A 24,752-nucleotide genomic window follows, 5' to 3' on the forward strand; every position below is an offset into this window, starting at 1 on the left:
CGGATCAGCTACCTTTCCACCTAACAAACGTTTGGTGGAAAGGTAGCTGATCCGCTCATGGGTGTCTCCACCTCCAGCCCCGAAAAGGGAATCTCCCGCATCACCGTCGACTTCCCGCCCGTCAACGCCCTCCCGGTCCAGGGCTGGCACGACCTCGCCGACGCACTCCGCGCCGCCGGCCGCGACCCCGGGACCCGCTGCGTGATCCTGGCCGCGGCGGGCCGCGGCTTCAACGCGGGCGTGGACATCAAGGAGATGCAGCGCGACCCCGGCCACACCGCACTCATCGGCGCCAACCACGGCTGTTACGAGGCGTTCTCGGCGGTCTACACCTGCGAGGTCCCCGTCGTCGCGGCCGTCAACGGCTTCTGTCTGGGCGGCGGGATCGGCCTGGTCGGCAACGCGGACGTGATCATCGCCTCCGACGACGCCACCTTCGGTCTCCCCGAGCTCGACCGCGGAGCCCTGGGCGCGGCCACCCACCTCTCCCGACTGGTCCCCCAACACCTCATGCGCGCCCTGTACTTCACCTCGCGCACCGCCACCGCCGCCGAGCTCCACGCGCACGGCTCGGTCTGGAAGGTGGTCCCACCCGCCGAACTGGCCGACGCGGCCCTGGACCTGGCGCGGGAGATCGCCGCGAAGGACGGCCAGCTCCTGCGGCTCGCCAAGGCCGCGATCAACGGCATCGACCCCGTGGACGTACACCGCAGTTACCGCTTCGAGCAGGGCTTCACCTTCGAGGCCAACCTCAGCGGAGTCGCCGACCGCGTCCGCGACACCTTCGGCAAGGAGGCCGGCCAGTGACCGACAAGACCATGACCCCCGACGAAGTGATCTCCCGTCTCCGCTCCGGCATGACGCTCGGCATCGGCGGCTGGGGATCGCGCCGCAAACCGATGGCCCTGGTCCGAGCGCTGCTCCGTTCCGAGATCACCGATCTCCATGTGATCTCGTACGGCGGCCCCGACGTCGGCCTCCTCGCCGCGGCGGGCCGTATCCGCAAGCTCACCGCCGCCTTCACCACCCTCGACTCGATCCCCCTGGAGCCCCACTACCGCGCCGCCCGCGAGCAGGGCACGCTCGAACTCACCGAGATCGACGAGGCGATGTTCATGTGGGGCCTGCACGCCGCCGCCAACCGCCTCCCCTTCCTCCCCGTCCGCGCGGGCATCGGCTCCGACGTCATGCGCGTCAACCCCCACCTCCGCACGGTCACTTCCCCCTACGACGACGGCGAGGAGTTCGTCGCCGTCCCCGCGCTGCGCATGGACGCGGCCCTGGTCCACCTCAACCGCGCCGACCGCCTCGGCAACGGCCAGTACCTCGGCCCCGACCCCTACTTCGACGACCTGTTCTGCGAGGCCGCCGACACCGCGTACCTCTCCTGCGAACAGCTCGTCGACACGGCCGACCTCACCAAGGACCACACCCCCCAGACCCTCCTCATCAGCCGCCACACCACCACCGGCGTCTGCGAGACCCCGAACGGCGCCCACTTCACCTCCTGCGCCCCCGACTACGGCCGCGACGAGGCCTTCCAGCGCCACTACGCGACCACCCCCTACGCCCAGTTCGCGGCCCGCTTCCTCTCCGGCGACGAACAGCACTACCAGTCCCAAGTCCAGGCCTGGCACAAGGAGCAGCAGTGACGCTGACGACACCGACCACGCGCACCGAGTACTGCGTCATCGCCTGCGCCGAAGCCTGGCGCGACAACGGTGAGATCCTCGCCTCCCCCATGGGCCCGGTCCCCGCACTCGGCGCCCGCCTCGCCAAGAGCACCTTCGCCCCCGACCTGCTCCTCACGGACGGCGAGGCGAACCTCGTGAGTCTCGACGGCACCCCCGAGGGCTGGCTCCCGTACCGCAAGCACCTCACGATGGTCACCGGCGGCCGCCGTCACGTGATGATGGGCGCGAGCCAGATCGACCGTCACGGCAACCAGAACATCTCCTGCATCGGCGACTGGCACCGCCCCACCCGCCAGCTCCTCGGCGTCCGGGGCGCCCCCGTCAACACCCTGAACAATCCGACGAGTTACTGGATCCCCAAGCACTCCACCCGGGTCTTCGTGCCCAGGGTCGACATGATCAGCGGGGTGGGTTACGACAGCGCCGAGGCCGCGGGCCCCTCGGCCACCCGCTTCCACCGCATCCCGTACGTCATCTCCGACCTGGGCGTCTTCGACTTCGCGACCCCGGACCACTCGATGCGCATCGTCTCGCTCCACCCCGGTGTGACGCTCACCGAGGTCCAGGAGGCCACCGGCTTTCCCCTCGCCGTACCCGAAGAGGTCCCGTACACCCGGGAACCGACGCCCCACGAGCTCCACCTCGTGCGCGAGGTGCTGGTGTGATGGAGACGGCCCTCACCAAGCTCATCGGCATCGAGCACCCGATCGTCCAGACGGGCATGGGCTGGGTGGCGGGCCCCCGCCTTGTCTCGGCCTCCGCGAACGCGGGCGCGCTGGGGATCCTCGCCTCGGCGACGATGACCACCGAGCAGCTCCGCCGAGCGGTCCGCGAGGTCAAGTCCCGTACGGACAAGCCCTTCGGCGTCAATCTCCGCGCGGACGCGTCCGACGCGCGCGACCGCGTCCGCATCATCATCGACGAGGGCGTGAAAGTGGCGTCCTTCGCACTCGCCCCCTCCCGTGACCTGATCGCGGAGCTCAAGCAGGCGGGGGTGGTCGTCATCCCCTCCATCGGCGCTCGCCGCCATGCCGAGAAGGTCGCGGCCTGGGGTGCGGACGCGGTGATCGTCCAGGGCGGCGAGGGCGGCGGCCACACGGGCGAGGTGGCAACAACCGTCCTGCTCCCGCAAGTTGTCGACGCGGTCGACATCCCGGTCATCGCGGCGGGCGGCTTCTACAACGGCCGGGGCCTGGTCGCGGCCCTCGCCTACGGGGCGGCGGGCATCGCGATGGGCACCCGCTTCCTCCTCACCTCGGACTCGACAGTCCCCGACGCGGTCAAGGCCAAGTACCTGGAGGCAACGGTCAAGGGCATCACGGTCACCACGGCGGTGGACGGGCTCCCCCACCGGATGCTCCGCAGCGAACTGGTCAGTACGCTCGAAGATTCGGGCCGTACGCGCGCCCTTTTCCATGCCGCCCGCCGGGCCGCATCGTTCCGCAAGCTCTCGGGGCTCTCCTGGCCGCAGATGATCCGTGACGGTCTTGCCATGAAACACGGAAAGGACCTGACATGGAGTCAGGTCCTGCTGGCCGCCAACACCCCGATGCTGCTGAAGGCCTCGATGGTCGACGGCCGTACCGACCTCGGTGTGATGGCGTCGGGCCAGGTCGCGGGCCTCATCACGGATCTGCCGTCGTGCGCCGAGCTGATCGGCCGGATCATGACAGAGGCGCGGGAGGTGCTGAGCACACTCCCGCGCCTCTGAGACGTTCGTACAACCGTCAGGCAGCAGCCCGACGGCCGCCGCCCTGGCCGCCACGGCCCTGACCGCCCTGGGCGCCACGACTCTGGCCACCACCCTGGGTGCCACGGCCCTGGCCGCCGCCCTGACCCTGCTGCCCGACACGGCCTCCGCCGCCGCCCTGGCCGCCACGGCGCCCACGGCTGCCGCGGCTGCCCTGAGCTGCCGCCGCGCCGCCCGCGGCGCCACCGCCACCGGACCGCGAGGGCCGGCTGGGGCGCGAACGGCGCGTCGACTGCGGCTGCGTCGGCTGCGGGACGTCGACGACGACAGCAACCCCGGAGGGCTCCTGGGCGCCGGTGATCCGCACGAGCTCGTCGTCGGTGGACTTGACCCGCGCGGTGTGCGGCGTGATGCCCGCGTCCGACATGAGCCGGGTCATCTCCCGCTTCTGCTCCGGGAGTACGAGCGTGACGACACTGCCGGACTCACCGGCACGGGCTGTACGCCCACCGCGGTGCACGTAGTCCTTGTGGTCGGTCGGCGGGTCCACATTGACGACCAGGTCGAGGTCGTCGATGTGGATGCCACGGGCCGCCACGTTGGTGGCGATCAGCGCGGTGACCTGACCGGTCTTGAACTGGTCGAGCGTCCGGTTGCGCTGCGGCTGCGAACGGCCGCCGTGCAGCCCGGAGGCCCTGACACCGCTCGCGAGGAGCTGCTTGACCATCCGGTCCACGGAACGCTTGGTGTCCATGAACATGATCACGCGGTTGTCACGGGCGGCGATGCGCGTCGTGACGGCCTTCTTGTCCGTGGCGTCGGCGACGTAGAGCAGGTGGTGCTCCATGGTCGTCACGGCGCTCGCGGACGGGTCCACGGAGTGCACGACGGGGTCGGTCAGGAACATCTTGACCAGCCGGTCGATGTTCTTGTCCAGCGTCGCCGAGAACAGCATCCGCTGTCCGCCCGGCACGACCTGCTTCAGCAGCGCGGTGACCTGCGGCATGAAGCCCATGTCGGCCATCTGGTCGGCCTCGTCGAGGACGGTGATCGCGACCTGGTCCAGTCGGCAGTCACCTCGCTCGATGAGGTCCTTGAGGCGCCCGGGCGTGGCCACGAGCACCTCGGCGCCACGGCGCAGCGTGCCGGCCTGCTTGGCGAGCGACATACCGCCCACGACGGTGGCGAGGCGGAGGTTCACGGAGGTCGCGTACGGCGTCAGCGCGTCCGTGACCTGCTGGGCGAGCTCACGCGTCGGTACGAGCACGAGCACGAGCGGCGCCCTGGGCTCGGCACGCCGGCCCGCCGTACGGGCGAGCAGCGCGAGACCGAAGGCGAGCGTCTTGCCGGACCCGGTGCGTCCGCGACCGAGGAGGTCGCGTCCCGCGAGGGAGTTCGGCAGGGTCGCGCCCTGGATCGGGAAGGGATCGGTGACGCCCTGGGCCCCGAGGGTCTTGAGGAGGGCGGCGGGCATGTCCAGCTCGGCGAAAGCCTCGACGGCGGGCAGCGCGGGGGTGATGGACTCCGGCAGCGTGAATTCGGCGGGCCTGGGGGCCGCCTTGCGGGCCGGAGCCTTGGCGGGGGCCTGAGAGCGACCCCTCGACGAATGGTTGCGTGCGGGGCGTGCGGGGCGTTCAGCGGAGCGGGTCATGCAGTTTCAAGCCTTCCTGGCAGATCATTGTCGGACACACAGCACAAACCGGGACCCGCACCGCGAAGGTACGAGCCCCGGTCAGCGAGGTACGCGTCCGGCAATTAGGCCGGGACGATGTTCTCCGCCTGCGGGCCCTTCTGGCCCTGCGTGACGTCGAAGGAGACCTTCTGGCCCTCCTGGAGCTCACGGAAGCCCGAGGTGGCGATGTTGGAGTAGTGGGCGAAGACGTCGGCGCCGCCGCCGTCCTGCTCAATGAAGCCGAAGCCCTTTTCCGAGTTGAACCACTTCACGGTACCGGTGGCCATAACATTCTCCCAAACAGGTGCAGTGCCGGAAATTCGCACTTTACGAATTCCGCGTCGCCGCATTGAACCCCATAACCGGAGAAAGACCGGAAAAACTAACAATGCGCCTGAGGAACATTCCCGTCAGGCGCACATAAAGTTCATGGGTACCAAAACTGCAACAGGACCTACAGTAGCACAGCTCTTGATCGACGTGGGGGACGGACCGCTCGACACACGCATCACAGGTGTCCCTGCCGTCACAGCCGCACGGCTTCCCCACGGCGCCACGACTACAGCCGCTCGATGATCGTGACGTTCGCCTGACCCCCGCCCTCGCACATCGTCTGCAGCCCGAAGCGGCCGCCCGTGCGCTCCAGCTCGTGCAGCAGGGTGGTCATCAGCTTGACCCCCGTCGCGCCCAGCGGGTGGCCGAGCGCGATCGCGCCGCCGTTCACGTTGACCCGGTCCGGATCCGCTCCCGTCGCCTTCAGCCAGGCCAGGACGACCGGGGCGAACGCCTCGTTGATCTCGACCAGGTCGATGTCGGCGAGGGACATCCCGGTCTTCTTCAGGGCGTACGCCGTCGCCGGGATCGGGGCGGACAGCATCCGGATCGGGTCCTCGCCGCGCACCGAGAGGTGGTGGATGCGGGCGCGCGGGGTCAGCCCGTGTTCCGCGACCGCCCGCTCGGAGGCGATCAGCATCGCTGCCGCGCCGTCCGAGACCTGGGAGGAGCAGGCCGCGGTGATGGTGCCGTTCTCCAGGACGGGCTTGAGGCCCGCCATCTTGGCGAGGGTCGTGTCGCGGCGCGGGCCCTCGTCCGTCGTGACGTCCCCGTACGGCACCAGCTCGCGCGCGAAACGGCCCTCGTCGATCGCACGCAGCGCCCGCTGATGGGAGCGCAGCGCGAACTCCTCCATGTCCAGACGTGAGATTCCCCACTTCTCCGCGATCAGCTGGGCACCGTGGAACTGGTTGACGGGTGCGTCGCCGTATCGCGCCCGCCACCCCTCGCTGCCCGCGTACGGGCCCTCGGTGAAGCCGAGCGGTTCCGCTGCCTGGCGCGAGGCGAAGGCGATCGGGATCTGCGACATGTTCTGGGTGCCGCCCGCGACCACCAGGTCCTGTGTGCCGGAGAGCACGCCCTGGGCGGCGAAGTGCACGGCCTGCTGCGAGGAGCCGCACTGGCGGTCGATCGTCACGCCGGGGACCTCTTCGGGCAGTCCTGCCGCCAGCCACGCCGTACGGGCGATGTCGCCGGCCTGCGGGCCCACGGTGTCCAGGCAGCCGAAGACGACGTCCTCGACGGCCGAGGGGTCGACTCCGGAGCGGGCGACGAGCGCCTTGAGCACATGCGCGCCGAGGTCGGCGGGGTGCACGGCGGCGAGGCCTCCCCTGCGCCGTCCGACGGGGGTGCGTACCGCTTCGACGATGTAGGCCTCGGCCATGGCTGTTGGTCCTCCGATGCGATGGGTTACGTAACGACGGAGATGCCGTCCAGGACCATCGAGAGGTACTGGCGGGCGATCTCCTCGGGGCTGTGCTGGCCGCCCGGCCGGTACCAGGACGCGGCGACCCAGACGGTGTCGCGGACGAAGCGGTAGGTGAGCCGGATGTCCAGGTCGGTACGGAAGACCCCGTCGGCCACTCCGCGCTCCAGCGTCCCCAGCCAGGCCTTCTCGAACTTGGTCTGGGAGTCGGTCAGGTAGTGGAAGCGGGGCAGGGCGGCGAGCTGCTTCGACTCCTTCTGGTAGATCGCGACGGCGGCGCGGTGCCGGTCGATCTCCCGGAAGGACTCGGTGACGAGGGCCTCGATGGTCTCCCTGGGGCCGAGACCGGCTTCAAGGACGGCGTCGTAACCCGCCCACAGCTCGGTCAGGAAGGTGGAGAGGATCTCGTCGACCATCGATTCCTTGGAATCGAAGTGGTAGTAGAGGCTGCCGGCGAGCATCCCCGCCTCGTCCGCGATCCTGCGGACGGTGGTGGCGTTGTAGCCCTGGGCGGCGAACACTTCGGCTGCGGTGTCGAGGAGTTCGCGGCGCCGGGCGGGGGTGGCGGTCACCGGCGGCTTCTTCTTTGCGTTGCTGCTGTTCGAGGGCACGCCGCCATTGTGGACTCAGGGGGTGTCCGGCGGATCAGGCCGCTAGCGTTTGGCGTTGAACAATCTGTGCTGGTGAGCGGCGGTCTGGTGCACTGCGCTTCGCTCCGTCTCGGCTCTTGATTCATCCTCCGGATGCCGAGCGCGGCTGCAAGGCGGAGGAGGGAATCAACGCGGAGCGTTGGTGACCGACGGCAACGCCGCAGATGTGCGCACCAGACCGGCGCGACCGCGGCATGATCCGCCGGGCACCCCCTAAGCATGCTGGCTGCTGACGGAGATGGTTTCGCCGGTCATGTACGAGGAGTACTGGCTGGCCAGGAAGACGATGACGTTGGCGACCTCCCAGGGCTCGGCGTAGCGCCCGAAGGCCTCGCGGGCTGTGAGCTCGGTGAGGAGTTCGGGGGTGGTGACCTTCACCAGGTGCGGGTGCATCGCAAGGCTCGGGGAGACGGCGTTGACGCGTACGCCGTACTCGGCGGCCTCGATCGCCGCGCAGCGGGTGAGCGCCATGACACCGGCCTTGGCGGCCGCGTAGTGGGCCTGGCCCGCCTGGGCGCGCCAGCCGACGACGGACGCGTTGTTGACGATCACTCCGGTGCGGCCGGCCTCCTTGAACGAGCGCAGGGCGGCTCTCGTGCAGCGGAAGGTTCCGTTGAGCGTGACGTCCAGGACCTTGGTCCACTGGTCGTCGGTCATCTCGACGAGGGCCGAAGTCCCGCCCAGGCCCGCGTTGTTGACGACGATGTCCAGCCCGCCGTGGGTCTCTTCGGCGAGTGCGAAGAGCGCCTGGACCTGGGCCTCGTCGGTGACGTCGCAGGGAAGCGAGGAGACGCGGTCCGCGCCGAACTCCTCACCGAGTGCCGCCTCGGACCCCTTGAGGCGGCGGGCGTGGGCGTCGCCGATGACGACGCTCGCACCCTCCTCCAGGAATTTTCGGGCGGTGGCGCCGCCGATGCCGGCTCCGGCGGCGGCGGTGATGACGGCGGTCCTGCCGGTCAGCAGGCCGTGGCCGGGTACGTACTGCGGCTTGTTGTTCGTCACACCAGCACGTTAACCTACCAAACACTTGTTAGGGAACAGGGAGCGACGGAGAGCGAGAGGGCGAGCAGCCGATGGATCTGACGCACACCGCCGACGAGGACGCCTTCCGGGCCGAGGCCAGGGAGTGGCTCGCGACGAACGTCCCGTCCGAGCCGCTGCCCTCTCTGGAGACCGAGGAGGGCTTCGCGGCGCACCGGGAGTGGGAGGGGCGGCTGGCCGCCGACCGCTGGTCGGTCGTCAACTGGCCTGTGGAGTACGGCGGCCGGGGCGCCGACATCTTCCAGTGGCTGGTCTTCGAGGAGGAGTACTACCGGGCGGGCGGCCCAGGACGGGTCTCCCAGAACGGCATCAATCTCCTCGCCCCGACCCTCTTCGACCACGCGACCGACGAGCAGCGCGCCCGCGTGCTGCCCCCGATGGCGAGCGGCGGCACCATCTGGGCCCAGGCCTGGTCCGAGCCCGAGTCCGGCTCCGACCTCGCCTCGCTCAGGTCGACCGGCGTACGGACCGAGGGCGGCTGGCTCCTCTCGGGCCAGAAGACCTGGTCGTCGCGTGCCGCTTTCGCCGACCGCGCCTTCGGCATCTTCCGTACCGATCCCGACGCGCCCAAGCCCCACCAGGGCCTCACGTATCTGATGTTCGACCTGAAGGCGCCGGGCGTCACGGTACGGCCCATCGGCCGCCTCGACGGAAAGCCCGCCTTCGCCGAACTCTTCCTCGACCAGGTCTTCGTCCCCGACCGCGACGTCATCGGCGAACCGGGGCAGGGCTGGCGCATCGCCATGTCGACCACCGGCAACGAGCGCGGTCTCACCCTCCGCTCCCCCGGCCGGTTCCTGGCCGCTGCCGACCGTCTCGTCGGCCTGTGGCACGAGCGGGGCGCGGAGGCGGAGCTGCGGGACCGGGTGGCGGACGCGGTGATCGGCGCCCGCGCCTATCAGCTCTTCACGTACGCGGGCGCCTCGCGCTTCGCGGCGGGCGGGACCATCGGCGCCGAGTCGAGCCTCAACAAGGTCTTCTGGTCGGAGTACGACATCGCGCTCCACGAGACGGCACTCGATCTCCTGGGCGCCGAAGGGGAGTTGGCGGACACCGCCTGGTCCGAGGGGTATGTCTTCTCGCTCGCCGGGCCGATCTACGCGGGCACCAACGAGATCCAGCGCGACATCATCGCCGAGCGGCTGCTCGGCCTGCCGAGGGGACGCCGGGCATGAGGTTCCAGCTCACCGACGAACAGCAGGACTTCGCACGCTCGCTGGACGGGCTGCTCACCGCGGCCGGCACGCCCGCGGTCGTACGGTCCTGGGCCGCCGGGGACCCTGCGCCCGGCCTGGCCCTGTGGTCGCGGCTCGCGGACGCGGGGGTCTTCGCGCTGGCGGTTCCCGAGGCGTACGAGGGCGTGGGCCCGCTCCCCGTGGAACTGGCCGCCGCTTTTGTGGAGCTGGGCCGTCACGCGGTCCCCGGGCCCGTGGTGGAGACGGTCGCCGCGGCCGCGCTCCTGGGCCGTCTCGCCGACCTGGGCGACGCCTCGCCCGCCAAGCGCCTGCTGCCCGCGCTCGCCTCCGGCGGGACGAGCGCGACGCTGGTGGCGCCGGGCGGCGGCCCCTACGCGCTGGACGCGGACTCCGCGGACCTCTGCCTGACCGTGACGGACGGGCACGAGCTGACCCTGGCCTCCGGCCACCACCCGGTCGTCGTCTCCGCCGACCCGGCACGGCGGCTCGCCGTCCCGCGGCCGGGCGGCGAGGTGCTCGCGGCAGGCCCGGCGGTGACGGAAGCGGCTGCGTACGCCCTGGGCTGGGCACGGCTCGCGACCGCCGCACAGTCGCTCGGGGTGGGACTGACGCTCCTGGAGCACACGGTCGCGTACGTGAAGCAGCGCACCCAGTTCGGGACGCCGATCGGCGCCTTCCAGGCGGTCAAGCACCGTCTCGCGGACACCCTGATCGCCCTGGAGTTCGCCCGCCCGCTGCTCTACGGGGCCGCGCTGACGATGGCTCCCGCCGATATCGCGGCGGCGAAGGTGACCGCGGGCGAGGCGGCGTACACCGCGGCCCGCACCGCGCTCCAGCTCCACGGCGCGGTCGGATACACCGAGGAACTCGACCTCTCCCTGTGGCTGCGCAAGGCCCGTCCCCTGCGGGATTCCTGGGGTACCCCCTCCGCCTGCAGGGCCGCCGTCCTCACCGCCTAGAATCCACGCATGATCGCCGCCCTGCAGTGCATAGTCCTGGACTGCCCCGACCCGCCGAGCCTCGCCGCCTTCTATCAGGTGGTACTCGGCGGCGCGGTGAACCGCCCGGACCCCCGCTGGTCCCTCGACGCCGACTGGACGACCCTCCACACGGCGTCGGGCCTGGTCCTGGGCTTCCAGCGGGCGGAGGACTACCGCGCCCCGGAGTGGCCCAATCCGTCCCGCCCGCAACAGTTCCACCTCGACTTCGCGGTGGACGACCTGGACCGCGCGGAGCAGGAGGTCCTGGAGGCGGGGGCCAATCTCCTCGACGACGGCGACAGCGGCTCACGGGTCTACGCGGATCCGGCGGGCCACCCCTTCTGTCTGATCCAGGAGTGACCTGCCGGGCTCCCGGCACCTGCTGACCTCGCTGGGCTCAGGCGGTCTTCTCGCGCTCGGCCGCGCTGCGCTCCACGCAGAATTCGTTGCCCTCGGGGTCGGCCAGGACCGCCCACCCCGTGCCGTCCGGGTTCCGCCGGTCGTCGAGCAGCGCGGCCCCCAGTGCCAGCAGCCGCTCGACCTCCTCGTCGCGGGAGCGGTCCTGCGGCTGAAGGTCCAGATGCAGCCGGTTCTTCGCGGACTTGAGCTCCGGGACCTGGATGAACAGCACCGCGACCCCGGGCGCCGCGACCAGAGCCTCCGGGTCGCCGGGCCGGTCGTCATCGTCCAGCGGGGTATCGAGGACCTGCGACCAGAAGGTTCCGAGCCGGTAGGCATCGGCGCAGTCGATGGTGATGTGCCGTATGAGAGAAGTCATGGCCGCCACTATGCCCGGCCCGCCCTGCGGCTACGGACGCAGGGTGACAAGTGCGGTGCGGCCGACGGCGTGCAGTACGCCGAGCGGGCCGCCGGTCGCCAACACGGCGTCGTACGGCTTGAGTTCGATGCCGGCGCCTTCGCGGCCCGCGCTTTCGAGGGTCGCGACCCCGTCCAGCGCGACGAGGAGCACGGTCGCGCCGGGAGGGACATCGACGGCGAGCCGGCCCCGTACGACAGCGGTCGTCACCTCGGTGCGGCCCCTGCGGTACATCACGTTGAAGTTCACGACGGGGCCGTCGAGGAGGCGGCAGTCGGTCGCCGTGTCCCCCGCGAAGTCCCGCGGTACGAACCGCTCGTCGACCAGGGTCCGTACGCCGCCCACGGTGAGGTCCATCCCGGCGCCTTCGACGACGGTCAGCGTGCGGTCCACCTCGGGGAAGGCGGAGAAGGGCCCGTCCTCGTGTACGTCGGCGAGGCTGACGCGCCAGGCGAAGTCGTCCATCCCCGCACCCTCGGGCCAGGCGGCGATCTCCCGGGTGATGCCGCCGCCGTTCTTCCAGGGGACGGCCGCGCGCCCGGCGGCCCTCAGTACCCGTACCGCCGCCGTCACCGCACCATCCCTGCCGCCCGCACCGTGCTCAGCCATAGGGGGAACTCTGCCACCAGCCGGTCGTAGAGCTCACTGTCGGAGACCTTCCGCGGGTCGGTACCGGCATGGAAGAAGCCCGCGTTGTCGACGGGACGGCGTGCGGGGACGGCGAGTTCGTCGAGTTTGCGCAGGAACTCGAACTGGCGGCTGCCCGGGTCGCCGAAGCCGATGAACTGCCAGAACAGCGGCAGCTTCGCCGCCTTGCAGACATAGCGCTCGGCGGCGAGCTTGTTGATCGGGCCGCCGTCCGTCTGGAAGACGACGAGCGCGGGTGCGGTCGAGCCGCTGTCGAGGTAGTGGTCGATGACGGCGTCCATGGCGAGGTGGTAGCTGGTCTTCCCCATGTGGCCGAGACCGTCGGCGATCTTCTCGACGCGGCCGTGGTGGTTGGCGAGGGTGATGTCCTCGATCGCGTCGACGTCCGTGGAGAAGAAGACGACGGGGACGGTGCCGTCGTCGTCGAAGTGCGCGGCGAGCCCGAGGACCCGGTCGGCGAGCGCCTGGACGCTGCCGTCGTTGTAGTAGGGCTTCATCGATCCCGAGTAGTCGATGACCAGATAGACGGCCGCGCGCTGCCCGTTCAGACCGTGCTTGTCCAGCGATACGCCCGCGGCCTTGTAGAGGCTGACGAGCGCGGGCGCGGTCTCCTCCACCTTCTGGAGACTGATGGCCATCCGGTGCTCCCGTTCGGTCGACTCGATCAGCCGACAGTACGACACAGGACGGCCGCACCCGGCGCCCGCGCGCTTTTACCCGGACTGGTCCTGGAATGCGGGCAGTTCGAAGATGCGCTGCTTGCCGGTGTCGTCCATCAGCGCCACGAGCGGCAGCACCAGTTCCCACAGGTCCTGCTTGTCGACCTCACGGGCGAGCGCGTCGAGTTCGCCGTCCGCGAGGCGGCCCGCCGCGTCCGCGACGACCTTGCGGGACTCCTCGGGCAGCAGCCCGGCCAGCGGCAGGAACTCGGCCCACAGGCCCGTCACCACCACGGCCTGCACGATCCCGCCGAGCACGTCGGGTTCCCGCAGCGACGGCAGTACGGCGACGGCCCGCCGGTCCTCCTCGTCGAGCAGGGCGACGAGCGGGAGCAGCGACTCCCACAGGCCCTGATCCGCCACGACCCGTACCAGCGCGTCGAGTTCGGCCTGCGGTCGGCGGGCGGCGAGGGTCGCGATGGCGGCACGCTGCTCGCCGGTGACCATGCCGGCGACGGCGAGCGCCTCGGGCCACAGGCCGTCGGCGGTGGCCGACGCGATGACGGCAGCGAGCCGTTCGGGGCCCATCAGCGCGATGATCCTGCCGAGCTGGTCGGGCCGGTCGATGGCGAAGCCGGCGCGCAGGACGGAGTCGTCGCCGACCTGCGGCAGGATCCGCTCCAGGGCGTGGTCGCGCAGGTGCCCGACGAAGCGCCCCATGGTGATGTGGTCGCCGCGCTCGGCGAGGGAGACCGAGATCCGCACGAGGAGGTTCTCGTCGAGGCGGTCGACGATGCCGGGGATCCTGCGGGGGTCGAGGTGGGCGCAGGACTCGGCGGTGAAGGAGACGGGGAGTTTCTCGATGATGTCGGCGGCGCGGGGCGGCTCCAGCCGGCCGGCGACGGCGGCGGCCAGGCGCGGGCCGAGCGCCTTCTGGGAGATGGCGGCGGCGACGCCCGCGGGGACGAGTCTGGTGGCCTTGGCGATGCGGTCGAGCATCTCGGGCTGGTGGTCGAAGAGGGTGGCGACGGTCTGTTCGCGCAGGGTCCGGACGTCGTCGGCGGGGAGGTCCTGGAGGAAGCGGAGGCGGTCGGGGTCCTCGCCGAGGAGGCGGGCGATCTTCTGGGTCTCGGCGCGATTGCGCAGCTTGTCCATGTTGGCCATGGGGATCAGCCCTTCACCGGAAGAGGATGCGGCGGACGGGGCCGCGGGCGATGCCGGGCACGAGCTTGAGGGCTTCCTCTGCGGCTTCGCCGAGCCCTTCGGCCCGGCGGGCGCGCTCGGCGCGGAGGGCGTCGGCGAGCAACTGGAGCTGGGGCTCGGGGAGTTGAGCGACGGAGTCGGGTGGTGGGGCGTTGAGCTCGGTGGTGAGGTACGGCAGGGCGGCGGTGCTCACGGGACCTCCCGGGGGGGCGGACGGCGGCTCGGTCCTGAGCGTGCGGCGAAACTGACTTTTAGTCAATAGAGATGCACGGTGGTCCGCCGAACCCCCACTGGGGCTCCGCCCCAGACCCCGCTCCTCAATCGCCGGAGGGGCTGATCTTGCCCGGCACGGTCTTGCAGGTGCAGGCACATACAGCCCAAGCAAGACGAGCCCATATCGGGCAAATCAAGCCCGTCCGGCGATTGAGGACACGCGGCCGAAGGTCGCGTACACGGGGGCCCAGCTCTCCGACCCCGTCCACCTGGCCCGCCGGAGGCAGACGCGCCACGGCGCCCACCGTCCGGTCGGGGACAAGGCAGGCGCCGCGTTCAGTTCCGCACGCCATTGTGCGGGACGTATGAGGGGGTGAAGCAGATCAGACCAGCAGTGAGCGGTCCGTCGGCTTGATCGGGGCAGGCAGTTCGCTCGCCCCCGTGAGGAAGCGGTCCACGCCTCGCGCCGCCGAGCGGCCCTCGGCGATCGCCCAGACGATCAGCGACTGACCGCGGCCCGCGTCACCTGCAACGTACACGCCGCCGACGTTCGTCGCGAAGTCCGCGTCGCGCGCGACGTTCCCGCGCTCGTCGAGCTCCAGGCCGAACTGCTGGACGAGACCGTTGGCCTGGTCCGTGCCCGTGAAGCCCATGGCGAGGGTGACCAGCTGGGCGGGGATCTTGCGCTCCGTGCCCGGCTTCGGCGTCAGCTTGCCGCCGATGAACTCGACCTCGGTCAGGTGCAGGAACTGGACGTTCCCGTCCTCGTCGCCCTCGAAGTGCGTCGTCGAGACGGAGTAGACCCGCTCGCCGCCCTCCTCGTGGGCCGAGGTGACCTTGTAGAGCATCGGAAAGGTCGGCCACGGCTGGTGGGCCGCCCGCTCCTCGCCCGGCTGCGGCATGATCTCCAGCTGGGTGACCGAGGCCGCGCCCTGGCGGTGGGCGGTGCCCACGCAGTCCGCGCCCGTGTCGCCGCCGCCGATGACGATCACGTGCTTGCCCTCGGCGGTGATCGGCGGGGTGACGAAGTCGCCCTCCTGCACCTTGTTCGAGAGCGGCAGGTACTCCATCGCGAAGTGGATGCCGTTGAGCTCACGGCCCGCGACCGGCAGGTCGCGGGAGACCGTGGCGCCCGCCGCGATGACGACCGCGTCGTACCGCTTGCGCAGCTTCTTGGCGTCTATGTCGCGGCCGATCTCCACCTCGGTACGGAACTTGGTGCCCTCCGCGCGCATCTGCTCGATGCGGCGGTTGATGTGCACCTTCTCCATCTTGAACTCGGGGATGCCGTACCGCAGGAGACCGCCGATGCGGTCGGCCCGCTCGTACACGACGACCGTGTGACCGGCCCGCGTCAGCTGCTGGGCCGCGGCGAGTCCCGCCGGGCCCGAGCCGACGACGGCGACGGTCTTGCCGGACAGGCGCTCCGGGGGCTGCGGGGTGACGTCGCCGCTGTCCCACGCCTTGTCGATGATCGAGACTTCGACGTTCTTGATGGTGACGGCGGGCTGGTTGATGGCGAGGACGCACGCCGACTCGCACGGAGCGGGGCACAGGCGGCCCGTGAACTCCGGGAAGTTGTTCGTGGCGTGCAGTCGCTCGGAGGCGGCCGACCAGTCCTCGCGGTACGCGTAGTCGTTCCACTCGGGGATCAGGTTCCCCAGCGGACAGCCGTTGTGGCAGAACGGGATGCCGCAGTCCATACAGCGTCCGGCCTGCTTGCTGATGATCGGCAGCAGCGAACCGGGAACGTAGACCTCGTTCCAGTCCTTCAGACGCTCCGCGACGGGGCGGGTCTGCGCGACCTCGCGGCCCGTGGTCAAAAAGCCCTTGGGGTCAGCCATTGGTCGCCGCCTCCATCATCTTCTCGGTGGTCTCGGACTCGGAGAGACCGGCGAGCTCAGCGGCGTCCTTGGCGGCGAGCACTGCCTTGTACGTGGTCGGGATGATCTTGCTGAAGCGGTCGACCGCGGTGTCCCACTCGGCGAGCAGCTTCCCGGCCACGGTGGACCCGGTCTCCTCGGCGTGCCGCTGCACGACATCGTGCAGCCACTGCTTGTCGCTCTCGGCCAGGGCCTCGATCGCGCCGACGTTCCCGGGGTTGACGTTGTCCTTCGCGAGGTCGATGACGTACGCGACACCGCCGGACATGCCGGCCGCGAAGTTGCGTCCCGTCTCGCCGAGGACGACCGCGTGACCGCCGGTCATGTACTCGCAGCCGTGGTCGCCCACGCCCTCCGAGACGACCGTGGCACCGGAGTTACGGACACAGAACCGCTCGCCGGTGCGGCCGCGCAGGAACAGCTCGCCGCCGGTGGCGCCGTAGCCGATCGTGTTGCCCGCGATGGTCGAGTACTCGGCGAGGTGGTCGGCGCCCCGGTCGGGACGGACGATCACGCGCCCGCCGGAGAGGCCCTTGCCCACGTAGTCGTTGGCGTCGCCCTCCAGCCGCAGCGTCACACCGCGCGGCACGAACGCACCGAACGACTGGCCCGCGGAACCGGTGAAGGTGATGTCGATGGTGTCGTCGGGCAGGCCCGCACCGCCGAACTTCTTGGTCACCTCGTGGCCGAGCATGGTGCCGACGGTCCGGTTGATGTTGCGGATCGCGACCTGGGCGCGGACCGGGTGCGCCTCTTCGGCGGCCGAGGCCTGCAGCGCGTCGGCGGAGAGCTTGATGAGCTCGTTGTCGAGCGCCTTCTCCAGACCGTGGTCCTGGGTGATGACCTGGTGGCGTACGGCGCCCTCGGCCAGCTCGGGGACGTAGAAGAGCGGGTTGAGGTCGAGCCCCTGCGCCTTCCAGTGGTCCACGGCCCGCTCGGTGTCGAGGAGTTCGGCGTGGCCGACGGCCTCTTCGATCGTACGGAAGCCGAGCTCGGCCAGCAGCTCGCGGACCTCTTCGGCGATGAACTCGAAGAAGTTGACGATGTACTCGGCCTTGCCGGAGAAGCGCTCGCGCAGAACGGGGTTCTGGGTCGCGATGCCGACCGGACAGGTGTCGAGGTGACAGACGCGCATCATGACGCAGCCGGATACGACGAGCGGCGCGGTCGCGAAACCGAACTCCTCGGCGCCCAGCAGCGCGGCGATGATGACGTCACGGCCGGTCTTGAGCTGACCGTCGGTCTGGACGACGATGCGGTCGCGCAGGCCGTTGAGCAGCAGCGTCTGCTGGGTCTCGGCGAGGCCGAGCTCCCAGGGACCGCCCGCGTGCTTGAGCGAGGTGAGCGGCGAGGCGCCCGTACCGCCGTCGTGTCCCGAGATGAGGACGACGTCCGCGTGCGCCTTGGAGACACCCGCGGCGACGGTCCCGACTCCGACCTCCGACACCAGCTTCACGTGGATACGTGCGGCCGGGTTGGCGTTCTTGAGGTCGTGGATCAGCTGGGCCAGGTCCTCGATGGAGTAGATGTCGTGGTGCGGCGGCGGGGAGATGAGGCCCACGCCCGGCGTCGAGTGACGTGTCTTGGCGACCCACGGGTAGACCTTGTGGCCGGGCAGCTGGCCGCCCTCGCCGGGCTTGGCGCCCTGCGCCATCTTGATCTGGATGTCGTCCGCGTTGACCAGGTACTCGCTCGTCACACCGAAGCGGCCGGAGGCGACCTGCTTGATGGCGGAGCGGCGGGCCGGGTCGTAGAGACGCTCGGCGTCCTCGCCGCCCTCACCGGTGTTGGACTTGCCGCCCAGCTGGTTCATGGCGATGGCCATGGTCTCGTGGGCTTCCTGCGAGATCGAGCCGTACGACATGGCGCCGGTCGAGAAGCGCCTGACGATGTCGGACGCCGACTCGACCTCGTCGATGGAGATCGACTCACGGCCGGACTTGAAGCCGAAGAGTCCGCGCAGCGTCATCAGCCGCTCGGACTGCTCGTTCACCCGGCCGGTGTACTGCTTGAAGATGTCGTAGCGCCGGTTGCGCGTGGCGTGCTGCAGGCGGAAGACCGTCTCCGGGTCGAAGAGGTGCGGCTCGCCCTCGCGGCGCCACTGGTACTCGCCGCCGATCTCCAGCGCACGGTGCGAGGCGGCGATGCCGGAGGCGGGGTACGCCTTGGCGTGCCGGGCGGCGACCTCCTTGGCGACGACGTCCAGACCGGCGCCGCCGATCTTGGTGGCCGTGCCGTTGAAGTACGTCGCCACGAAGGCCTCGTCGAGACCGACGGCCTCGAAGACCTGCGCGCCGCGGTACGAGGCCACGGTCGAGATGCCCATCTTCGACATGACCTTCAGGACGCCCTTGCCGAGCGCGTAGATCAGGTTCCGGATGGCCTGCTCGGACTCCAGACCCTCTATGAAGGTGCCCGCGCGGACAAGGTCCTCGACGGACTCCATCGCGAGGTACGGGTTGACGGCCGCAGCCCCGTAACCGATGAGCAGCGCGACGTGGTGCACCTCGCGGACGTCACCGGCCTCGACGAGCAGGCCCACCTGGGTGCGCTGCTTGGTGCCGATGAGGTGGTGGTGGACCGTCGAGGTCAGCAGCAGCGAGGGGATCGGTGCGTGCTCGGCGTCGGAGTGCCGGTCGGAGAGGACGATGAGCCGGGCGCCGGCCTCGATGGCCGCGTCCGCCTCGGTGCAGATCTCCTGCAGGCGGGCGGCCAGGGACTCGCCGCCGCCGCTGACCCGGTAGAGACCGGAGAGTGTCGCGGCCTTCATGCCGGGCATGTCGCCGTCGGCGTTGATGTGGATGAGCTTGGCGAGCTCGTCGTTGTCGATCACCGGGAAGGGCAGCGTGACGCTGCGGCACGCGGCCGCGGTCGGCTCCAGCAGGTTGCCCGCCGGGCCGAGCACGGAGCGCAGCGAGGTGACGAGCTCCTCGCGGATCGCGTCCAGCGGCGGGTTGGTGACCTGCGCGAAGAGCTGGGTGAAGTAGTCGAACAGCAGACGCGGGCGCTCGGAGAGCGCGGCGATCGGCGAGTCCGTGCCCATGGAGCCGAGCGGCTCGCCCGCGGTGCGGGCCATCGGCGCGAGGATGACGCGCAGCTCTTCCTCGGTGTAGCCGAAGGTCTGCTGGCGGCGGGTGACGGAGGCGTGGGTGTGGACGATGTGCTCGCGCTCGGGGAGGTCCTCGAGCTCGATCTCGCCGGTCTCCAGCCACTCCGCGTACGGCTTCTCGGCGGCCAGGGACGCCTTGATCTCGTCGTCCTCGATGATGCGGTGCTCGGCGGTGTCGACGAGGAACATCTTGCCGGGCTGCAGGCGGCCCTTGCGGACGACCTTCGCCGGGTCGATGTCGAGCACGCCGACCTCGGAGGACAGGACGACGAGGCCGTCGTCCGTCACCCAGTAGCGGCCGGGGCGCAGACCGTTGCGGTCCAGTACGGCACCGACCTGGGTGCCGTCGGTGAAGGTGACGCAGGCCGGGCCGTCCCAGGGCTCCATCATCGTGGAGTGGTACTGGTAGAAGGCGCGGCGGGCGGGGTCCATCGACTCGTGGTTCTCCCACGCCTCGGGGACCATCATCAGCACCGAGTGCGGCAGCGAGCGGCCGCCGAGGTGGAGCAGCTCCAGGACCTCGTCGAAGGAGGCCGAGTCGGAGGCGTCCGGGGTGCAGACGGGGAAGATCCGGTCCAGCTTCTCGGCTCCGAAGAGATCCGATGCGAGCTGGGACTCACGGGCCTTCATCCAGTTGCGGTTGCCCTTGACCGTGTTGATCTCGCCGTTGTGCGCGACGAAGCGGTACGGGTGGGCCAGCGGCCAGCTGGGGAAGGTGTTCGTGGAGAAGCGCGAGTGGACCAGCGCGACGGTGGTGGCGAAGCGGCGGTCGGAGAGGTCCGGGAAGAACGGCTCCAGCTGCCCCGTGGTGAGCATGCCCTTGTAGACGATCGTCCGGGCGGAGAGCGAGGGGAAGTACACCCCGGCCTCGCGCTCGGCGCGCTTGCGCAGGACGAAGGCCTTGCGGTCGAGCGCGATGTCCTTGGAGCTGCCGTCGCTCACGAAGAGCTGGCGGAAGGCCGGCATCGTGGCGCGGGCGCCGTTGCCGAGCAGATCGGGGGTGACGGGAACCTCACGCCAGCCCAGAACCGTCAGGCCCTCTTCGGCGGCGATCGTCTCGATCTGTGAGACGGCAGCCGCACTCGCTTCGTCTCCGTCTATCGGCAGGAAGCCGATGCCGACGGCGTACGAACCGGCCTCGGGGAGGTCGAATCCGGCGGTCTCGCGCAGGAAGGCATCCGGCACCTGGAGCAGGATCCCGGCGCCGTCGCCGGAGTCCGGCTCGGAGCCCGTGGCACCGCGGTGTTCGAGATTGCGCAGTACGGTCAGCGCCTGTTCGACCAGCTCATGGCTGGCCACACCGGTAAGAGTGGCCACGAACCCGACACCACAGGCATCGTGTTCGTTACGAGGGTCGTACATCCCCTGCTGGGCGGGGCGACCCTCCATGGGCGACCAGGCGTCGGAACGCATCGGCACTCCCGTCGTCGTCGTGGCATATGCAATAGCCGAGGGACGACGTTGGCCCTCTGCGAAATTTCGTGCAGGTTACATGATGGAACGCTTCTCGAAAAGCGGAAAGTTCATTCCAACATGCGGACACCGCTCGTGGCGGTGGAGGTGGGTCGGAGAGGGACAGATCGCTGTCCGTCGACCCGCAGCAGAGCAGGCGTCGTTGCCCACAGCGCTTTCGCCTTATGCCCCACGGTTAACGAATCAAAACCGTTGAGTAACGGACTACTTATGCAGCGCTTCACATAGTGTCTCACCCTACGGCGGTTCCGAACAGCGCGCCCAGGATGTACGTCACACCTGCCGCTGCCCCACCGAGCGCCAGCTGACGCAGTCCGCTGTACCACCAGGAGCGCGCGGTGACCCTCGCCACGACCGCCCCGCAGCCGAACAGCCCGATGAGCGCGACGACCAGCGCGGGCCACATGACCTGCGCTCCCAGAAGGTACGGAAGCAGGGGCAGCAGCGCCCCCAGCGCGAAGGCCGTGAAGGACGAGACGGCGGCCACGAGCGGGGAGGGCAGATCGCCCGGGTCGATGCCGAGCTCCTCGCGCGCATGGATCTCCAGGGCCATCTCCGGGTCCCTCGACAGCTGGCGCGCGACCTCGCGGGCCAGCTCGGGCTCGACGCCCCGGGACGCGTAGAGCTCCGCGAGTTCGTTCTCCTCGTCCTTGGGGTGCTTACGCAACTCCCGCCGCTCGACGTCGAGTTCGGCCTCGACGAGCTCGCGCTGCGAGGCGACTGACGTGTACTCACCTGCGGCCATCGAGAAGGCTCCGGCCGCGAGTCCGACGAGGCCGGTGATCACGATCGTGCGGTGCGAGACATCGCCGCCGGCCACACCCGTCATCAGCGCGAGGTTCGAGACCAGACCGTCCATCGCACCGAAGACTGCGGGGCGCAGCCAGCCGCCGTTGACATCACGGTGGGTGTGGTTGTCGCGGTGCGCCTCGTGCAGCGTCGCTTCGGTATCGATGATGGACACAGCTATCCCCTTGCTCTTGCACTGCGGGCCCGGACTCGTCCCGCCCCCCTCAACGGCTTCGAAACTACGCACGATTCGCGGCCCCTGCCAGCAAGGCAGGCCGTACTTACCAAGGCCCCCGCCAGCAAGGCAGGCCGTACTTACCAGGGCCGGAGCCGCCACTCCCGGGTGATTCCGACCGGGTGACAGTGAGGTTTCAGGGGCGCGTGGGGCGCGCGGCGTGGCACACATCCAGGAACCGGTCGGCGAGCCCCTGGAGGCGCTAGCCATGCTGTACTCACCTGCGGGGAGACCCCCCGATCCCTGGGCGATTGCATGCAATCGCCCGCCCTGCCCCGACCCGCTCTCCGCGGACCTCCGTGAGCGGGGCCGCGGCGCCCTGCTCGGTCTGGCCGTCGGCGATGCGCTGGGGGCGCCCGCGGAGAACATGCGGCCCTCCGAGATCCGCCGCCGCTGGGGCCGTATCGAGGGCTTCGTCTCGGACAACCCGGCGGGCACGGACGACACCGAGTACGCGATCTTCTCGGGACTGCTGCTGGCCAGGCACGGCTCGGCCCTCACCGCAGCCCATGTGGAGCGGGCCTGGCACCACTGGATCGCGGACCTCGACGAGGGCCCCTTCCGGGGTGCGGGCTTCAGCGAGCGCGGCACCCTGGAGAACCTCCGCCGCGGTCTGGCCGCCCCCATCTCCGCCCAGCACCGGCACGCCTGGAGCGACGGGCTTGCCATGCGGGCGGCCCCCTTCGGGGTCTTCGCGGCGGGCCGGCCCGCGGAGGCCGCCCGGCTGGTCGCCGTCGACGGCTCGGTGAGCCACGACGGCGAGGGCATCTACGGCGGCCAGGCGGTGGCGGCAGGCGTGGCGGCGGCGATGTCGGGCGCGGGCCCGGCAGCCGTGATCGGCGCGGCCCTGTCCGTCGTGCCGATGGACTCCTGGACGGCACGCTCGCTGCGCCGCGCGGTGGTCGCCGCCGATCAGGGAGAGCGGGCGATCCGCTCGGCGGTGGTCATCGGCGGCTACCCCTGGACGGACCTGGCACCGGAGGCGGTCGGCCTGGCCTTCGGGGCGTTCGCGTACGCACGCGGCGACTTCCGCACCTCGGTCCTGACGGCGGTGAACATGGGCCGCGACGCGGACACGACAGCGGCCGTGGCGGGCGCGCTGGCGGGAGCGATGGAGGGAGCCTCGGCAATCCCCGAGGAGTGGTCGACGGCCATCGGCCCGGTACGCGGCAGCTGCCTCCCCGAGATGCGCGGCTACCACGTCCTGGACATCGCGGACCTGCTGACCCCTGACGACGACACATCGGCGGAGACCTCATGACCCGGCAACCGGACAGCGCACCGACCCTGGTGGAGACACCGCGCCCCTGGAGCGCGGACCCCGCCTGCCCCGATCCGTACCGGCGCATCGAGGGGATGCTCATCGGGCTCGCCTGCGGAGACGCCGCAGGGTGGCCCGCGGCCCGCCACCGGGCGGCCCGGATGCCCGAGTGGACCCGGCGTCTCACCCGTGAGCTCGACACCTTCGCCGAGCTGAACGCGACGACCACGCTGCCCGTCCCCATCGCCCTCAACCAGCCGCCCGAGCCGCTCAGGCTCGGCCCGTCGGACGACGCCGAGTGGGCTGCGTACACCCTCAGGACCGTGCTCCTCGCACCGCCCGGCGGGATCAGGGCCGCCGTCGACCGCGCGTGGCGCGCGCTCGCCGCCGAGGTCGCCGCGGCCGCCGACCGGGCCCCCGAGGTGGAGTCCGCGGTGCTCCCGCTGCGCGCCCGCATCTCGGTCCGCGCGGGCCTGGGCAATCTCGCCAACGGGCTGCGTCCGCCCGCCACCGGCCACGACAACCCGCACTACTTCGACGACGCGGCCTGTGTACGGGCCTGTGCGCTGGCCGTCGTCCACCCGGGCGACCCGGAGGCCGCCGCCGCACTCGCCGAGTACGACGCCCGCTACACCCAGGACGGTGACGGTGTGCACGGCGCCCGCGCCATGGCCGCCGCCGTCGCCGCGGCACTCGGCGGCGCGGACCCCGGCGAGGCGGTCGGCGCCGCACTCGCGCAGCTCCCCGAGTGCACCGAGATCGGCCGCAACGCCGCCCACGCGGTGAAGCTGGCCCGCGATGCCGGAAGCGCCTTCGCCCTGATCCCCCGGCTCGAACACGAGATCGTCGATCACATCTACAGCTACGGGATCGCCGCCGCCGAGACGGTGCCCGTCGCCCTGGCCCTCACCCTCGCCGCCCGCGGCCGCATCGCCGAGGCCGTGCCGTCCGCCGCCTGCCTCTCCCGCGTCGCCGACTCCGCACCGGCCCTCGCGGGCGCCCTGACCGGCGCACTCGGCGGAGCCGCCGCACTGCCGGACGCCTGGCGGGAGGCCTGTCGCACCCTGGTCGGCTGTGCGCTGCCGCGGCTCGCGGGCACCGATCTGGTGGAACTCGCCGAACTTCTCGTACAGGCACGGCAATCAGCCGTACCAGATGGACAATTCCGGCATGACGCTCACACTTGAGGACCGGATCACGGGCAGCCTCGTCGGCGCCGCGGTCGGCGACGCGCTCGGCGGCCCGGTCGAGGGCTGGACGCCCGAGCAGATCAGCGAACGGCACGGGGGCCGGGTACGCGGCATCGTCGGCCCCTTCCACGGCGACGACTGGCGTACGGCGAGGCCCATCGCCCCGTACCACAAGGGCGATGGGCACGTCACCGACGACACTCTGATGACGCATGCGCTGATCAGGGTGTACGGCACGGTCCGCGACCATCTCACCGCCTACTCCGTCGCCGACCACCTGGTCCCCGACCTGATCTCGACCCCCCGCTGGATCCCGGAGCTGGAGGCCGAGGCGCTCCCCCTCCAGCGGATCTTCCTGGCCGAGAAGTGGATCGTGGCGCGCATCCACTACGGCCATGTGGACCCCCGCGAGGCGGGTTCGGGCAACATCGTGAACTGCGGCGCGGCGATGTACATGGCGCCGGTGGGCCTGGTCAACGCGGGCAACCCGGCGGGCGCGTACGCGGAGGCGCTCGACGTGGCGGGCGCGCACCAGTCGTCGTACGGAAGGGAGGCGGCCGGGGTCTTCGCGGCCGCCTCCCTTCCGTACG

At 70.6% G+C, this 24,752-nt stretch carries 22 protein-coding genes and 1 pseudogene; 10 read left to right on the forward strand and 13 right to left on the reverse strand.

Features of this window, described 5'->3' with window-relative positions:
- Positions 1–57: 57 nt before the first annotated feature.
- The 4 genes from J0695_RS03060 to J0695_RS03075 are packed head-to-tail and all read left to right on the forward strand — an operon-like array spanning position 58 to position 3,405.
- Entirely contained in the window at positions 58–807 is a 750-nt protein-coding gene (locus tag J0695_RS03060; RefSeq protein ID WP_206959905.1) for an enoyl-CoA hydratase family protein, read from the forward strand.
- Positions 804–1,652, forward strand: a complete 849-nt coding sequence (locus tag J0695_RS03065; protein ID WP_206959906.1) for a CoA transferase subunit A — start codon at positions 804–806, stop codon at positions 1,650–1,652. Before J0695_RS03060 ends, J0695_RS03065 begins: the two co-directional genes overlap by 4 nt.
- Entirely contained in the window at positions 1,649–2,359 is a 711-nt protein-coding gene (locus tag J0695_RS03070; RefSeq protein ID WP_206959907.1) for a CoA-transferase subunit beta, read from the forward strand. Before J0695_RS03065 ends, J0695_RS03070 begins: the two co-directional genes overlap by 4 nt.
- Positions 2,359–3,405, forward strand: a complete 1,047-nt coding sequence (locus J0695_RS03075) for an NAD(P)H-dependent flavin oxidoreductase (protein WP_206959914.1) — start codon at positions 2,359–2,361, stop codon at positions 3,403–3,405. The genes J0695_RS03070 and J0695_RS03075 overlap by 1 nt, the downstream gene beginning before the upstream one ends.
- A 16-nt stretch (positions 3,406–3,421) precedes the next feature.
- Here the strand turns inward: J0695_RS03075 and J0695_RS03080 are convergent, their stop codons facing one another.
- The 5 genes from J0695_RS03080 to J0695_RS03100 all read right to left on the reverse strand — a co-directional run bounded on the left by J0695_RS03080 (position 3,422) and on the right by J0695_RS03100 (position 8,467).
- Complete coding sequence (locus J0695_RS03080) at positions 3,422–5,035, reverse strand: DEAD/DEAH box helicase (RefSeq protein WP_206959915.1); 1,614 nt, start codon at positions 5,033–5,035, stop codon at positions 3,422–3,424.
- 104 nt (positions 5,036–5,139) lie between these two features.
- Positions 5,140–5,343: a cold-shock protein gene (locus J0695_RS03085; RefSeq protein ID WP_003969786.1), complete on the reverse strand. Its 204-nt coding sequence runs from the start codon at positions 5,341–5,343 to the stop codon at positions 5,140–5,142.
- A gap of 272 nt (positions 5,344–5,615) precedes the next feature.
- Complete coding sequence (locus J0695_RS03090; protein ID WP_206959916.1) at positions 5,616–6,773, reverse strand: acetyl-CoA C-acetyltransferase; 1,158 nt, start codon at positions 6,771–6,773, stop codon at positions 5,616–5,618.
- A gap of 26 nt (positions 6,774–6,799) precedes the next feature.
- The gene (locus tag J0695_RS03095) at positions 6,800–7,387 is read right to left on the reverse strand and encodes a TetR/AcrR family transcriptional regulator (RefSeq protein WP_206959938.1); all 588 of its coding nucleotides are present in this window, start codon (positions 7,385–7,387) and stop codon (positions 6,800–6,802) included.
- Between the two features lie 291 nt (positions 7,388–7,678).
- Positions 7,679–8,467: an SDR family oxidoreductase gene (locus tag J0695_RS03100; protein WP_206959917.1), complete on the reverse strand. Its 789-nt coding sequence runs from the start codon at positions 8,465–8,467 to the stop codon at positions 7,679–7,681.
- A gap of 71 nt (positions 8,468–8,538) precedes the next feature.
- Between J0695_RS03100 and J0695_RS03105 the strand changes: the two genes are divergently transcribed.
- From J0695_RS03105 to J0695_RS03115, 3 genes are read left to right on the forward strand one after another with little or no spacing between them, the layout of a single operon-like run.
- Entirely contained in the window at positions 8,539–9,681 is a 1,143-nt protein-coding gene (locus tag J0695_RS03105) for an acyl-CoA dehydrogenase family protein (RefSeq protein WP_206959918.1), read from the forward strand.
- The gene (locus J0695_RS03110) at positions 9,678–10,661 is read left to right on the forward strand and encodes an acyl-CoA dehydrogenase family protein (RefSeq protein ID WP_206959919.1); all 984 of its coding nucleotides are present in this window, start codon (positions 9,678–9,680) and stop codon (positions 10,659–10,661) included. The genes J0695_RS03105 and J0695_RS03110 overlap by 4 nt, the downstream gene beginning before the upstream one ends.
- A 9-nt stretch (positions 10,662–10,670) precedes the next feature.
- Positions 10,671–11,042 (forward strand): VOC family protein, encoded by a 372-nt coding sequence (locus J0695_RS03115; RefSeq protein WP_206959920.1) that lies wholly within the window; start codon positions 10,671–10,673, stop codon positions 11,040–11,042.
- A gap of 52 nt (positions 11,043–11,094) precedes the next feature.
- On the opposite strand, the pseudogene J0695_RS03120 reads toward J0695_RS03115, so the two are convergent.
- From J0695_RS03120 to J0695_RS03155, 8 genes and pseudogenes are all read right to left on the reverse strand, one after another.
- Positions 11,095–11,460 (reverse strand): annotated as a pseudogene (locus tag J0695_RS03120) (VOC family protein); the annotation flags it as partial.
- Positions 11,461–11,490: 30 nt separating this feature from the next.
- Positions 11,491–12,108, reverse strand: a complete 618-nt coding sequence (locus J0695_RS03125) for a HutD/Ves family protein (protein ID WP_206959922.1) — start codon at positions 12,106–12,108, stop codon at positions 11,491–11,493.
- Complete coding sequence (locus J0695_RS03130) at positions 12,069–12,785, reverse strand: VWA domain-containing protein (RefSeq protein WP_206959924.1); 717 nt, start codon at positions 12,783–12,785, stop codon at positions 12,069–12,071. Before J0695_RS03130 ends, J0695_RS03125 begins: the two co-directional genes overlap by 40 nt.
- 75 nt (positions 12,786–12,860) lie before the next feature.
- Positions 12,861–13,970: a hypothetical protein gene (locus tag J0695_RS03135; RefSeq protein ID WP_242552137.1), complete on the reverse strand. Its 1,110-nt coding sequence runs from the start codon at positions 13,968–13,970 to the stop codon at positions 12,861–12,863.
- Between the two features lie 13 nt (positions 13,971–13,983).
- On the reverse strand, positions 13,984–14,202 hold the full coding sequence (locus tag J0695_RS03140) for a hypothetical protein (RefSeq protein ID WP_206959927.1): 219 nt from the start codon (positions 14,200–14,202) through the stop codon (positions 13,984–13,986).
- Positions 14,203–14,605: 403 nt separating this feature from the next.
- The gene (locus tag J0695_RS03145; protein WP_206959929.1) at positions 14,606–16,066 is read right to left on the reverse strand and encodes a glutamate synthase subunit beta; all 1,461 of its coding nucleotides are present in this window, start codon (positions 16,064–16,066) and stop codon (positions 14,606–14,608) included.
- Positions 16,059–20,627, reverse strand: coding sequence for a glutamate synthase large subunit (gene gltB / locus J0695_RS03150; protein ID WP_206959931.1), 4,569 nt, complete (start codon positions 20,625–20,627; stop codon positions 16,059–16,061). Before gltB ends, J0695_RS03145 begins: the two co-directional genes overlap by 8 nt.
- 292 nt (positions 20,628–20,919) lie before the next feature.
- A complete protein-coding gene (locus J0695_RS03155; protein ID WP_206959933.1) occupies positions 20,920–21,651 on the reverse strand; it encodes a VIT1/CCC1 transporter family protein in 732 nt (243 codons plus the stop codon).
- Between the two features lie 220 nt (positions 21,652–21,871).
- Between J0695_RS03155 and J0695_RS03160 the strand changes: the two genes are divergently transcribed.
- The 3 genes from J0695_RS03160 to J0695_RS03170 all read left to right on the forward strand — a co-directional run.
- Positions 21,872–22,972 carry an ADP-ribosylglycohydrolase family protein gene (locus tag J0695_RS03160; RefSeq protein WP_307798381.1) on the forward strand — a complete coding sequence of 367 codons (1,101 nt, stop codon included), beginning with the start codon at positions 21,872–21,874 and terminating at the stop codon, positions 22,970–22,972.
- Positions 22,969–24,159 (forward strand): ADP-ribosylglycohydrolase family protein, encoded by a 1,191-nt coding sequence (locus tag J0695_RS03165; RefSeq protein ID WP_206959935.1) that lies wholly within the window; start codon positions 22,969–22,971, stop codon positions 24,157–24,159. Before J0695_RS03160 ends, J0695_RS03165 begins: the two co-directional genes overlap by 4 nt.
- Positions 24,143–24,752: ADP-ribosylglycohydrolase family protein (locus tag J0695_RS03170; RefSeq protein ID WP_206959937.1), on the forward strand; the 610-nt coding region annotated here is incomplete at its 3' end. The genes J0695_RS03165 and J0695_RS03170, both read left to right, overlap by 17 nt.

This window comes from Streptomyces beijiangensis (assembly GCF_017315755.1).
Lineage (GTDB): Bacteria > Actinomycetota > Actinomycetes > Streptomycetales > Streptomycetaceae > Streptomyces > Streptomyces beijiangensis.

Bases quoted from the DNA above. Each gene is read 5' to 3' on its own strand.
- J0695_RS03060 (WP_206959905.1), top strand. From the start codon at position 58: ATGGGTGTCTCCACCTCCAGCCCCGAAAAGGGAATCTCCCGCATCACC.
- J0695_RS03075 (WP_206959914.1), top strand. From the start codon at position 2,359: ATGGAGACGGCCCTCACCAAGCTCATCGGCATCGAGCACCCGATCGTC.
- J0695_RS03080 (WP_206959915.1), bottom strand. From the start codon at position 5,035: ATGACCCGCTCCGCTGAACGCCCCGCACGCCCCGCACGCAACCATTCG.
- J0695_RS03085 (WP_003969786.1), bottom strand. From the start codon at position 5,343: ATGGCCACCGGTACCGTGAAGTGGTTCAACTCGGAAAAGGGCTTCGGC.
- J0695_RS03090 (WP_206959916.1), bottom strand. From the start codon at position 6,773: ATGGCCGAGGCCTACATCGTCGAAGCGGTACGCACCCCCGTCGGACGG.
- J0695_RS03105 (WP_206959918.1), top strand. From the start codon at position 8,539: ATGGATCTGACGCACACCGCCGACGAGGACGCCTTCCGGGCCGAGGCC.
- J0695_RS03110 (WP_206959919.1), top strand. From the start codon at position 9,678: ATGAGGTTCCAGCTCACCGACGAACAGCAGGACTTCGCACGCTCGCTG.
- J0695_RS03115 (WP_206959920.1), top strand. From the start codon at position 10,671: ATGATCGCCGCCCTGCAGTGCATAGTCCTGGACTGCCCCGACCCGCCG.
- J0695_RS03125 (WP_206959922.1), bottom strand. From the start codon at position 12,108: ATGGCTGAGCACGGTGCGGGCGGCAGGGATGGTGCGGTGACGGCGGCG.
- J0695_RS03130 (WP_206959924.1), bottom strand. From the start codon at position 12,785: ATGGCCATCAGTCTCCAGAAGGTGGAGGAGACCGCGCCCGCGCTCGTC.
- J0695_RS03135 (WP_242552137.1), bottom strand. From the start codon at position 13,970: ATGGCCAACATGGACAAGCTGCGCAATCGCGCCGAGACCCAGAAGATC.
- J0695_RS03145 (WP_206959929.1), bottom strand. From the start codon at position 16,066: ATGGCTGACCCCAAGGGCTTTTTGACCACGGGCCGCGAGGTCGCGCAG.
- gltB (WP_206959931.1), bottom strand. From the start codon at position 20,627: ATGCGTTCCGACGCCTGGTCGCCCATGGAGGGTCGCCCCGCCCAGCAG.
- J0695_RS03165 (WP_206959935.1), top strand. From the start codon at position 22,969: ATGACCCGGCAACCGGACAGCGCACCGACCCTGGTGGAGACACCGCGC.